General features: G+C 51.5%; 11 protein-coding genes. 4 read left to right on the top strand and 7 right to left on the bottom strand.

Going from position 1 to position 11688, the window contains the following annotated elements; genetic code table 11:
• Positions 1-23: 23 nt before the first annotated feature.
• The gene (locus tag CO251_RS02970) at positions 24-425 is read right to left on the bottom strand and encodes an Hsp20/alpha crystallin family protein (protein WP_103374322.1); all 402 of its coding nucleotides are present in this window, start codon (positions 423-425) and stop codon (positions 24-26) included.
• A 227-nt stretch (positions 426-652) separates the two neighbouring features.
• On the opposite strand from CO251_RS02970, the gene CO251_RS02965 reads away from it, so the two are divergent.
• On the top strand, positions 653-1927 hold the full coding sequence (locus CO251_RS02965; protein ID WP_103374321.1) for a PAS domain-containing sensor histidine kinase: 1275 nt from the start codon (positions 653-655) through the stop codon (positions 1925-1927).
• Here CO251_RS02965 and CO251_RS02960 read toward each other — a convergent pair.
• Genes CO251_RS02960 through CO251_RS02950 form a run of 3 tightly spaced genes read right to left on the bottom strand, consistent with a single transcriptional unit; the run spans position 1908 to position 6031 of the window.
• Complete coding sequence (locus CO251_RS02960) at positions 1908-3074, bottom strand: GerAB/ArcD/ProY family transporter (RefSeq protein ID WP_103374320.1); 1167 nt, start codon at positions 3072-3074, stop codon at positions 1908-1910. The two genes, CO251_RS02965 and CO251_RS02960, sit on opposite strands and share 20 nt — an antisense overlap.
• 16 nt (positions 3075-3090) lie before the next feature.
• Positions 3091-4218: a Ger(x)C family spore germination C-terminal domain-containing protein gene (locus tag CO251_RS02955; RefSeq protein ID WP_103374319.1), complete on the bottom strand. Its 1128-nt coding sequence runs from the start codon at positions 4216-4218 to the stop codon at positions 3091-3093.
• Positions 4211-6031 (bottom strand): spore germination protein, encoded by a 1821-nt coding sequence (locus CO251_RS02950; RefSeq protein ID WP_103374318.1) that lies wholly within the window; start codon positions 6029-6031, stop codon positions 4211-4213. Before CO251_RS02950 ends, CO251_RS02955 begins: the two co-directional genes overlap by 8 nt.
• A 107-nt stretch (positions 6032-6138) precedes the next feature.
• Here CO251_RS02950 and holA point away from each other — a divergent pair, with 107 nt between their 5' ends.
• Positions 6139-7107: a DNA polymerase III subunit delta gene (holA, locus tag CO251_RS02945; RefSeq protein WP_103374317.1), complete on the top strand. Its 969-nt coding sequence runs from the start codon at positions 6139-6141 to the stop codon at positions 7105-7107.
• Between the two features lie 60 nt (positions 7108-7167).
• On the opposite strand, the gene rpsT is transcribed toward holA, so the two are convergent.
• A complete protein-coding gene (rpsT, locus tag CO251_RS02940) occupies positions 7168-7443 on the bottom strand; it encodes a 30S ribosomal protein S20 (RefSeq protein ID WP_103374316.1) in 276 nt (91 codons plus the stop codon).
• A 170-nt stretch (positions 7444-7613) separates the two neighbouring features.
• Here rpsT and spoIIP point away from each other — a divergent pair, with 170 nt between their 5' ends.
• On the top strand, positions 7614-8864 hold the full coding sequence (spoIIP, locus tag CO251_RS02935) for a stage II sporulation protein P (protein ID WP_158246147.1): 1251 nt from the start codon (positions 7614-7616) through the stop codon (positions 8862-8864).
• Between the two features lie 80 nt (positions 8865-8944).
• Entirely contained in the window at positions 8945-9901 is a 957-nt protein-coding gene (locus CO251_RS02930; RefSeq protein ID WP_103374314.1) for a nucleoside hydrolase, read from the top strand.
• A gap of 112 nt (positions 9902-10013) precedes the next feature.
• Here CO251_RS02930 and fdhD read toward each other — a convergent pair whose 3' ends face one another.
• Both fdhD and CO251_RS02920 read right to left on the bottom strand, forming a co-directional pair.
• Complete coding sequence (gene fdhD / locus CO251_RS02925; RefSeq protein ID WP_158246146.1) at positions 10014-10826, bottom strand: formate dehydrogenase accessory sulfurtransferase FdhD; 813 nt, start codon at positions 10824-10826, stop codon at positions 10014-10016.
• 103 nt (positions 10827-10929) lie between these two features.
• Positions 10930-11682 (bottom strand): hypothetical protein, encoded by a 753-nt coding sequence (locus tag CO251_RS02920; protein ID WP_103374312.1) that lies wholly within the window; start codon positions 11680-11682, stop codon positions 10930-10932.
• Positions 11683-11688 lie beyond the last annotated feature (6 nt).

Here is an 11688-nt window from a genome sequence, read left to right as displayed (position 1 = left end):
CCTTCTATTTTGTTGGTTGTGGATTAGTGAGCGTTAATGCTGATCCGTTTACGCCGTCCCGTGGCCTTATACACAGTGACCCGCAAGAGGCCATAGGTATAATCAGCTTGGGCGGTTTCGGGATCGACTTCTGTAGGAAATCCAATGACTGCGTGAAACTCTTCGCCTGCACGCTTGTCATTCTCGAGCGGCGAGGCGGGGAATGTCCCCTTAACGCTGATGGATTGGTCATCCACCTCAATATTGACATTATCGGGGTTTACACCGGGCAACTCAAACTCGGCCATGTAGCCATTTTCAATTTGATGCAAATGGGTTCGCGGCCGCGTGTTGTCCAAGTTCCAGTCGTCTCGCACTTGACTCCACATCCGTGACATATTTTCACGGAAATGATCCACATCAGTGGGATCCCAACGCATAAGCATAAGCGTCACCTCCGCGCATAGTATGTCCTCTGGCGTAAAATATCTTGCAGGCTTACCGTTTACATGAAATGGCAGAATTTTTATGGCTTGATATCGCGCGATCCTAACAGAATTCGTCAAAATCTTGCCCAAACGGGCAGGAGATTTGCCAAGAACTGTCGTATAACACCAATACCATAGAGATGCCTTTTGCATCGTGATTGCTTGACGACGGGAGATGCCTCAGCGTGCCGCATACTTTTCATATTTTGCCTCATATTCATCTGACCAATGATTTTATGGTGCGCAAGGAGGTTTTGGAAAATCTACCTGTGCCCTTGATTTTTGTCTCGACCACCAAAGAAATTATTTGGAAAAATCGCTTGGCGGACTGGCTAGATCTCAGTCAAGACACACGCAAGGGATTGTTAGCGCTAATTGGAAGAAGTCGTACAGCGAAGGCGTTTGCGTCGGTAAAACTCTTCTCGGGTGTGGAAGTGCTTTTGCAGAGTCAACCCGTTCACTCCCTGACAGGGTCGATCGAGGGCTATTTAGTGTGGGCCTCTGACAATTTATCCGGGTTGGCTGGAGATTTTTTAGAGACAGGCCTTGCTGTGGCCGAAAATGGTCATTTTATCTTAGTCAATGCGGTGGCTCGGAATGTTTTAGGTCTAGAGACGGCCAATGCCTATTGGAATGCCGTTGACTGGCTACCACCATGGCACGTGGCGATGCGGCGGGGACACCGGACGCTCTTCGCATTGGCGCGGGAGGGATTTGAGATTCGGGTCCATGCCCATTACCCTTGGGTCATGTTGGAAGCGATTCCCGTCCCCATCATTGATAACGATCGCATTTCGGTGCAATTTGCTTCTGCGATGATGCATGAGGTGCGTAATCCCTTGTCAGCGCTTAGCGGCTACATCGAGCTGGCTCAAATGCAGCTGCCACCGGGGCCAGTTCGCGACTATCTCGACCGCGCCATGGCGGAAGTGGACCGTTTGTCGCGGATGACGGCCGATTTTATGTCCTTGTCGCGCAGTACGGAGCTGCATAAGCAGTGGTGTCATGTCGCTTCGTTAGTCGAAAAGGCATGGACGATAGCCCAAGCGGGCGAGAAACGTGAACATACCGTGGAACTGCACGTGGATCTTAATGCACAAGACCGGGTGTTTGGGGACCCGGACCGTCTTGAGCAGATTTTGATTAACGCCCTGAAAAATGCGGTCGAGGCGTTTTCTGGGCCTGGGATCATTACCGTCTCCATGCACCGCGATGTGGACGGACAGCATCTGGTCATTGCCGATAATGGACCAGGGATGCCCGATGAGGTGATGGAGACCTTGTTTGTCAAGAGGCGTACGACGAAGGCGCATGGACACGGTTTGGGGCTTTTGATTATTAAGCAGTTGGCTGAAGGCCATGGTGGGGTGGTGCAGGTCACGACGGAAAAAGGGCAGGGAACGGCGATTACCGTAACCCTCCCTTATCCTAATGACGAAGCTATTTTAGACCCGGGGTAGTCGGATCTTCGCTGCTCACGCGCAGTTGATGCACGCGCTTTTTGCGAAAAAAAGCGACTGTGAGCACAAGCAACGGCGTCAGGGTGAGATAGAGCAGGCCGCCAGGGATTAAAAAGGTCTGCGTCATGTAATCACTCACCGCCGCATTGGGGACCAAAATGGCTAAAACCCAGATGACAAGGGCGCTAGGTAGCAATAAGTAGGGGTAAGCGCTGGTTGCATGGACAAAAAACAATGTGGCCAGGTCGTGGGCAGTACACCATAGCCGCACGGCCATAAATCCAAGCACGGCCACCGTCCAAAGCACAATTACCAGACTGCCCCACTTGTTAATAAAGAATCCCGAGATTTCAACCGTGCGCATGAGTGTGACGATGGGCCAGCGCAGCAGTGGAATATAGGCAGGCCCATACGTGGCCATGCACACCTCATACATAGCTGTGAGAATCAACATCATGACCACCAGCCCACCATACGCATACCGCTCCCCAGCTTGTCGCTCCTCTTGGCGCATGAAAGGGTAGAGCGTAATACTGACTTCAAAGCCAATGAAAATAAAATATTGGCGGTAGCTTCCTTGCAATAACGGCAATAATTGAATATTGCCGGGGGGGAGCAACAAGATGGGATGCCGGATTAATGTCCCGGCTAGGCCAATCGTGGCCATAGACAAAACGACCATGGGAATGTAGCCCGTTTGCAATACGCGTCCAAGGGCTGCGGCACCGAACCACGCCATATACACACTGGCAATCATTAAAGAAGATTTAATTGCCCAGGTGGGAATGCCCGGCAAAAAATCATTGTCCATTAACCAAGTAAATTGAACAACCATAACAATGGCCAATAACATGTGGTAGGCAATGGTAAAAAGTCCAACCAGAAAGCCTACGGGCTTCGATAAGATTTGTGATGAAAATTGGCCGAAGGTTTCATTGGGGACGAGGCGACTCATTTTGAAGCTCAGGGCCATGAGAATGAACGTGACCAGTCCATCTAACCATAATCCCCAAATGCCGTCGCGACCGGCCGAGGTTACAAGTTCACGCGGGAAATAAAAGACGCCCATGGCCATGTAACCTGCTGTCACCATGGTACCAAATTGCAATCCTGAAATCCGAGGCAACCGATTATTGGCGTTATGCATAAAGGCCTTCTTTCTCCTACTTGATATTGCCCAGCTTATACACATGCATGTTGACTTTGACGCTGACGGCCACCTTGGGGTACTCTTGGTGCCAATGGCGAAATTTCAGGAAGGTGTGGGGGTGTTGCCAGTTAAGCATCCGCCCGACACCCCATGGATCGACATCTTCTTTCTGTGTGTATTGAATCACCTGCAAGCAGCTTTGGGCCAATACTTTAGAGACCTTGTCAGCAATCGCGGCGTTCACGTTTGGACTTTGGGTAATCGTGGAGGTTCCCGATAATGTACTGGTGACGTTGACCAGAAAAGTGGCATGAACTTTCCCGTGAACGACGGCTGTGCGTAGATGGGCCTCCCCATGGATGGAGCGTAGACTAATGCGTCCTTGGGGTATAAAGATACTCACTTTATTGGCTAACCCTTCTAATAAACCAAAATCTTGGGTTTGTTGCGGTGATAAAGCCGTCACAAATTGAAAATGACGATATAAGGCAACACGATCTGTCACAATGGTATGGGTGTTAGGGTCCAAGCTGACATAGGGCAAATGGGGATCGATTCCCGGGGTGGCAGCGTCTGCGCCGAACTGCCACAATTTGACGCCTAAATTAATAGTTTGGCAATGCGCACAGTTGAACAGCGACGAGTAAAACAAGGTGGGAAATTGGGCCTGATCGGTTTCTGCTTGCATTACCTCCTTAAGAGGATCGGGCGACACGAAAATGTATGGCGTGAGGTCCATTTCACCGACTCGCGTGAGTTCCAACAGCGTTTCATGGAATATGGCGGGATTCAATTTCTGGGCTACTTCGACGAGTTGAATTTGTCCCAAATACAAATCGTGAGAGACTTGGCCTTGCCCTTGATTAAAGCATTGAGGGAGCGTTTGTCCCTCGCCAATGATGTCTGAAACCGGATGTTCTTTGGCGGAAATGCCTTTGTGAGCGGCATAGTCTAGCAACGCGGCCGGTGTGGGGAATTCGAAGATCATTTTCAGCGGGGCTTTGGGTGGACCGTTTTCCAAGCCCAGGGTGGAAACAAGGTCGCGTTCATCCACAGGCCGATTGGTCCAACAACCTGACAAACTTACTAACAATCCGAGAATGGCCATAACCCGTACGGTTACGCGCAAGATCTTATTCATCGTCTAACCTTTCTTGTTGCGTACTATAAAGTTGGGGACTTTTCATCGGATGGGGAATATGCTTGCGCCATTTGCGCAAATCGAGCGTACGCAAATACGTAGGCCGTTTAGCAAGCATTGATGGAGGAAATTTGATCCATGTGTCTTTCAGGTCGCGAATTCGAATTGGACCAAAGGGAGATAGATAGGGCACGCCGAAATTCTCGAGGCTGACGAGATGGGTAATAATAATAAGAAGGATGAGAACGATGCCATAAAGGCCGAATATATAGGATGCAAAGACCAAAACCCAAAACAAAATGCGCCAAGGGGTCGCCATTTCATAAACGGGGGAGGTAAAAAGCCCTAGTGCGGTCAGGGTGATAATAACAATCATTAAATTGTCGACGATTCCGGCGTTAACAATTGCCGTCCCTACGACAATGGCCCCGACCGTGCCCAAGGTGGTTGACATCCCTTTGGGCAGGCGGATGGCAGCCTCGCGCAGCACTTCAATAATGACCCACATGATGAGGACTTCCAATAATGGCGGAAAAGGAATATCTTCACGCGAACCGGCAATGGTCATAATCAGTTTCAGCGGCAGCAAGTTGGGGTCTACCGACACAAATGCGACATAGAGTGGGGGGAGAAGAAGGCCGACGAACAATCCGAACAACCGTACAAGCCGTTCCATGCTAGCGGTCCAAAAACTGACGGTGTAATCGTCGGTGGTTTGATAAAAATCCATAAAAGTTGATGGCACGGCTAAAGCAAATGGCGTATTGTCCACCAAAATCGAGACTTTGCCTTGCAGCAGGTCACGGACAATGATATCCACTCGTTCCGTCGAGCGGACTTGCGGGAAGAGCGACATTGGGTGGGTGGATAGAAATGACCCTAACGTGCTCGAATATTGCAAGGAATCGACTTTAGCTGCGCGCAGACGCCGTTTTACGGCCATGACCAGTTCTGGATTTGTGAGGCCTTCAATATGGGCAATAATCACCATGGTGTGCGTCAGTCTGCCAATCGTAAGCTTGTCAAAATGCAGTTTGGGACTCTTAATACGACGACGAATGAGATTCATTTGAGTCAAGACAACCTCATTAAACGATTCTTGGGGACCCTTTACGGCGCGCTCGGTTTCGGGTCGCTCAATGCCGCGCGCAGGATACTTAACGGTATCCAGCACCAGGACGGATGCGGCGCCTTGAATAAAGACTAAGGTATTGCCGCCCATCACTTTCGGCAGCAGCTTAGACCATTTGTTTTCAGCTGTCGCATGGCCGACCGCAACAATGGAGTCATGGACGAACTGATGAATCGCCGACCCGGACATGTTGAGCGATTCCGCATCTTCATACCGCTGCATTAAGGCAATGGTATCTTGATCGATCATCTGATTATCCGCCAACCCATCATTAAAGACCAACACGGCCGGAATCTGCTGGGTGCGTCCGAGTACAAAACGCCGAATATTGATGTCCGGGGACTGGCCAACGGTATTTTTTAAGTAGTTATAGGCATCTTCTACGCTGCCATTATAAATATCCACCGATTGCGTCGCTCCATGGCTTTGCCTGACGGTGTGAACCAAGGTCTCCAGCTGCTTGCTAAAGGTTTTGGTCTCCGTAATGAGATCCTGGACCAAGCCGATATCGACTCCGGAGATTCCTTCTAGGCTCTCTTGGGCGGTCTTCATGGTCTCCATCAGCGTTTCGGCAGGAAACGGCTTACGGGGGGCTCCCCCTAGATGGTTTTTCACCACAGGTTTCTGGTTGGGGGATGTCTTAGGACCTGGGCGGGAATGGCGAGTCGAAAAGGGCCACATGGCAGAGATCCTCCTAAAGAAATTTCCTGGTGTTTTCCTGTGCTGCGCTTCTCTGGTACAATGTGGCCACTATTGAGAGCCTTTATGCAAGGAAGAAGGTCAAGACGGTGGACATCCTTGAAGGACTGGCCCTCGTTGAACATGGGAGCATGGGCCAAAGCTATTATCTGACAGGAGACTTAGAATTTTGGGCAAAGCGGTGGCTCGATAAGGCGCGCCAGTGGTTTTTGGGTGAGGCTTATGCGGAGGGCTATGTGGTGCTGGAGGGGGTGACCCAATGGACAGAAGTGGATTTGGCCCTTCGCACGAACGGGTTTTTCAGTACGCGCCGCATGGTCGTCGTCAGGGACGGGACTTGGGCGAAGCGCGATGCCCAACTGGAAGCGTATCGGCGTTCGGCCGATCCGGATGTGTTGCTAGTGATCTGGGATAAGAAGCCATCGGTGCAGACAGCGAAGATATTTGGCCCGCAAGCAACGATTGAATTGAAACCCTTGGCTCCGGCAGTTTTTCGTCGCTTTGTCGCGCAAGAAGCCAAGAAGCGCCATCTACGTGTGACTTCGGATGCTATGGATTTGCTAGCAGAGATGCTAACACGCGGTGCTCAACAGGTGATCTATGAACTCGATAAGATGGCGCTCTATGATCCATCGCGAACATGGGACGAAGGGGCTATTACCGCATTTGTCCCACCGTTGCCCCATGACACCCAATTATGGCGTCTGACGGACCCGCTGGTACAGCGTCAAACCGGGTTGATTATCAAGCAGGCTCAGGAGTTGTTGAAAGAGGGCAAGGCGCCTTTGTTGCTCTTTATTGTGGCAGTGCGCCAATTGATTCAACTCAACCACGTGCTGAGCGCCAAGCAAAAGGGGCAGGGGGTCGGGGAATTTGCTCGCCAAGAAGGGCTTAAGGAATTTCCGGCCAAAAAATTGTGGCAATATAGCCAGTACTGGACGCGCCAAGAGATTGAAAAGTTTTTAGAACGGGCCGCGTTTATTGACCGCGCGTTGAAATCGGGTTATGGTGACGCGGAATCGTGGCTATTAAGCTATCTGGCTTTGCTGGCACGGTGAAAAACAAGACCTTCTGGCGAGGGAAGAAAAAAACCCCGAACCGACGGGGTTTTTCCCATATTAGGCGGATGCCTGACGAACCTTATTCAATCGATGTGCCAGCCGTGATTTCTTGCGTGCGGCTGTGTTGCGATGAATCGCACCCTTTTGGGCCGCTCGGTCCAATCGGCCATAGCAGAAACGCAATGCCAACTGGGCCGCTTCTAAATCATTGCGATTTAAAGCATCCTCAAATCGACGCACCGCCGTTCGAACCATCGTCTTTCGGATCTTGTTGCGGAGCGTGCGCACCTGGGTTTGCTTAATGCGCTTTTTCGCAGACTTAATATTAGCCACGCCTATACCTCCTGACGTTTGATTATAGCATGGCCTTGACATGGGGTAAAGCGAGCATGGCAGGTCGAGCGCGAAAACTTTTTCACGCGGATTTCCCAGCAATTTTTCCCAAAGCTGGTCTATTTCTCCATGATTTACCATACATATCATCATCGCAAAGGAGGGAAAGTATGCCGCGGCCATCTCGCCGGCGACGTCCGGCCATTATCTGGTTCAAATGGTCCAAACCTTCGAGAAAGCCTGGGAGAGCCGCTCGCTGGAAAAGGCGTCTGCCTTTGGCTGGCGCGCCCCCTCAAGAGAACTTTCGTCCCTTTCTTCCTAAACAGTTTCCTTGGACGAGCTTGTCTCTTTACGGGATGGTGTTGGTGATGGCGGCGTTGATTTTTATCAAAGTCCCAGCCCGCACGGGCGCGGCGGTTCCGGTCACGGGTCCTATTGGAACACCGCGCCAAACGTCATGGTTGGACCGGACGCTGCATGCATGGCAGGGCAGTTCTTCCTCATTTCTCACATGGATTGAGGACGGAATACCTTTGTCGCGCTTGTCGCAGGCTTCGCCCCGTTCCACCGTGTGGCACGTGCGTTCGGTGATTATGACGGCATTGGCAGATATTTCGGGGGTGCGCCTCACGAGTTTGACGGGCATTTTACGAATGGAAATTCCCGCGTTGGCCACCGTATCTCTTCCAAACTTACCGTCGCGGACTGCGACTGGCGTTCCCCGGCTCAAAGAGCAAGATGCTGTTGAACCCGGATTGCCGGGTGATCACCAAAGGGTGTGGGCAGAATTGGGAAAACAGCCCATCGTGGGCATTTATCAAACGCACAGTCACGAATCGTTCTGGCCGTCCTTGCCAAAAAATGCGCCCACGGCTTATTCCACTGACTGGTCTAAAACCGTGGTGCAAGTCGGTTGGTGGCTGGCACAGGATTTGCATAGTCAAGGGGTCGCGGTGGTACAGTCTCGGGTAGACAACATGTCTCAAGGGTTACTGCCAAGCTATAATGAGTCATATCACACAGCGAAGCGGTTGCTTCGCTGGTATCCTACGGTTCACATTCTTGTCGATATTCATCGTAGTGAAAAACCCTTGGCAGAAACAACGGCGAAGATCCATGGGGTGTCAACAGCACGCATTTTATTGATTGTCGGGAGCAATAAATTATTGCCGAATCCCTATTGGCATCAAAATCTTGAATTGGCCATCCATGTTGCCCATCATTTGGCGGCGATAGCGCCGGGAATTTTAGAGGGGGATGGCATCGATATGGTACCTTACCGCTACAATCAGCAGTTGGCACCTGGAGATTTACTGATTGAAGTGGGTGGGCAATACAATACCTTGGCGCAAGAACGATATGCGGTTAATGATTTGGCACGCGCGCTGGCGCTGGTGGTCCGGGACAAACAATATCCGTGATCACGAAGACAGGATTCGGCAAGGGCTAAGTGGGGGATGGTACAATAAGGGTATCTTAAGGATGGGGAAGGACGGAATTTATGCAGAAGATGCCAGTGGTATTGGACGTCGATACGGGGATTGACGACGCATTAGCGTTGTTATACGCGCTGGCCTCAGACCGCTTGGATGTTCGGGGGATTACTACGTGCTTTGGTAATGGCGATGTTGAGACCACAACGCGAAATACTTTGGCGGTTGTGAGCCTAGCCGAACGGGGAGCGCCGGTGTATCAAGGAGCTGCCCACCCCTTAGTCGGTCAGTGGGAGCCGTCGGCGGAAGCGTTTCATGGTACGGATGGGCTCGGAGGCTATGCCTTCACACCACAAGGCATCGCAGTGCAAGCCCAGAGCGCAGTCCAGTATCTCGGTGAGGTCACCCAAGAACTTAGCGGAGAGATTGTTCTCATCGCTACGGCGCGACTGACGAACATTGCGGCCGCTTTAACGGCGCATCCCGAGATGGTCAGGCGTGTGAAACGGTTGGTGATTATGGGCGGAGCGGCTTTTGTAGGGGGGAATGTCACCCCGGTGGCGGAAGCGAACATTTGGGGAGATCCGGAAGCCGCTTGGATTGTCTTTCACTCTGGCATGCCTATCACGATGGTGGGCTTGGACGTGACGATGCAAGTGCGGATTAGTGACGCGATGCTAGAGACGCTCGACCCGCGTCGTCCGTATGCTGCCATGCTGAAAGGGGCTGTCGACTTTTATTTGGGCGCCTATAATCCTGGCCGTCTTATAGGAGACCGGACAGCGCCACTGCACGACCCGTTAGCGGTGGCACTCGCAGAAGAGCCCGACTTGTGCGACACTATTCCTTACGCGGTGGATATTGAGCGGTATGGAACGTTGACACGGGGAATGACAGTTGTAGACCGACGAGAATGGTTGCCATTGCGCCCGAACATTGACGTGGCCGTTGGGGTCGATCGCGTTCGCTTCATGACAACCTTCGCGCGACGCTTGGGATTTGACGACACGATTATCGAAGGTTAGGAGTGAGGGCTTTCTTAAAAAAGTGATCGGCGGTACGCTTCACGGGATAACGGGCAACCGACCGCATAGGTTTGTGATGCGGGTTTGTACTATTTAGCGCGTAGGCCCTCAACTAAAATGGGAGAATGCGCTCCGGATGACTATAAACGCTGAGTTCGTGGTTTCTAGCAAAGCCGACCGCCGTAATCCCCAGCGTTTCCGCTAGTTCAATGCCGAGATTGGTTGGCGCGGCATTGGAAATGATTAAGGGAATGCCCATGCGTCCTGCTTTAAGAATAACTTCGGACGACAGGCGGCCTGAAAACACGATAGCCTTGTCCGAAAGGTGAATTTGTTGGCGTAGACAATACCCATAGAGTTTATCCAGGGCATTATGACGTCCAGCATCGGTGCGAATCGTCAACAGTGTTGCGCCGTAGGCCAATCCGGCGGCGTGCAATCCTCCTGAATGCTGTTGGTGTGTCCACTGGCTAAATTCTTCAAATAATGTGGTCATCGCCTCGGCAGTAAGCGGATGCGACAAGGGCTCGACCACTAAGGGACTGATATTAGCATCCTCAATGAAATAAAACCCTGGACGTCCTCGCCCACAGCAACTGCTGAGATAGCGCGTTCCGGTTTGCGTGATACGGGTGGGGTCGAGACCCGGGACTCTCACCCAAATTTGTTGGGTACCCGGATGATGTTGGAAGACCGTGATGGCGTCAGCCCGGGAAATAAAATTTTCTGAGGCAAGAAAACCCGTCACAAGCTCTTCTAAATCGGTAGGTGTCACTACCATTGTGACAAACTCATGTCCATTGACAAAGAGAGTTAAAGCCTCTTCCCTGACGACTTCAACCTCTTCGGCCCACCATTGGCCCCCTTGGTAATGGTGGCGGCGAACGTGGGTGATGGATTGGCGCAATGATTGTGGTATTGGCATGATGATGAGACCCCTCCTCTTCGTATTGTACCCTAGCGTGAAAGGTTCTCGTATGGCAAATCCCTGCGGAGGAGGTTGTGCGGTCGATAAAAAAGAGACCGGATTATACTCCGGTCTCAATGCCCAAGCGTTTAACCCACCTTTCAGTATCGAGAGATAAATCATGTAAAAAGTCTTCAGGTTTCCAATCCAGTACCATCATCGAATCGTACAGTCGATGGCCAATGGCCTCCATGGTTCGGAAGAGATCATCGCGCAGGGCAATGAGCTGTGCCTTATGTTCGGAGTCCATGGTTGGCAGAACTTTTTCCAGATACCGCTCGGAAAATGCTTGGTGGCGAGCCTCATCTTTAAGGGTTCGGCGCGATAGCCGTCCGACCACGGTATCAGGGTAACGCTGAAATAGGCCGCCATAAAAGTGTTTGGCAAATAGATCGCTAATTAATATGCCCCAGATCCACTCTGTGGAATCTTTATGACTCAGAAGCCGGGCATGATATCGAAACATCTCGGGAATGCGGTGGCGGCTTGCCGGCTCTTCCTGAAAGATGTGGTAGAGTTTGTGTAAGTTGCGAAAATGACGTCCCTCATCTAAGCCCATACTGCTGAGGTATAAGGCTTCCTCATGATGTCCATGGCTTAGCATATCCGGCAGTACCGCACTGACCCCGTACATCGCCGTTTGCTCTCCCAAATAGACAGGCGTCAGCACCTGGGCGATAGCGTGGCGCAGGTCAGGCGTAATGCGATCTAAATCCCCCCACTCAATAGCGTCGGGGGTCCATTGGCCCAGTGTCCCTTTATCAAATAATCGTAGCAATTGATCGTCGGTCAGTTCGGGATTAACTCGTATCACCTGCGT

Origin of the sequence: Sulfobacillus sp. hq2 (assembly GCF_002903155.1) — a bacterium.
In the GTDB taxonomy this organism is placed as follows: Bacteria; Bacillota; Sulfobacillia; order Sulfobacillales; family Sulfobacillaceae; genus Sulfobacillus; species Sulfobacillus thermotolerans.
The sequence above is the reverse complement of the archived record's forward strand: the minus strand, read 5'-3'. Positions and strand labels throughout refer to the sequence as shown.

What these genes read in the sequence shown, in the direction of transcription:
- spoIIP (WP_158246147.1), top strand. Translation starts at nt 7,614, where the DNA reads ATGCCGCGGCCATCTCGCCGGCGACGTCCGGCCATTATCTGGTTCAAA.
- fdhD (WP_158246146.1), bottom strand. Translation starts at nt 10,826, where the DNA reads ATGCCAATACCACAATCATTGCGCCAATCCATCACCCACGTTCGCCGC.
- CO251_RS02955 (WP_103374319.1), bottom strand. Translation starts at nt 4,218, where the DNA reads ATGAATAAGATCTTGCGCGTAACCGTACGGGTTATGGCCATTCTCGGA.
- CO251_RS02960 (WP_103374320.1), bottom strand. Translation starts at nt 3,074, where the DNA reads ATGCATAACGCCAATAATCGGTTGCCTCGGATTTCAGGATTGCAATTT.
- CO251_RS02930 (WP_103374314.1), top strand. Translation starts at nt 8,945, where the DNA reads ATGCAGAAGATGCCAGTGGTATTGGACGTCGATACGGGGATTGACGAC.
- CO251_RS02950 (WP_103374318.1), bottom strand. Translation starts at nt 6,031, where the DNA reads ATGTGGCCCTTTTCGACTCGCCATTCCCGCCCAGGTCCTAAGACATCC.
- CO251_RS02970 (WP_103374322.1), bottom strand. Translation starts at nt 425, where the DNA reads ATGCTTATGCGTTGGGATCCCACTGATGTGGATCATTTCCGTGAAAAT.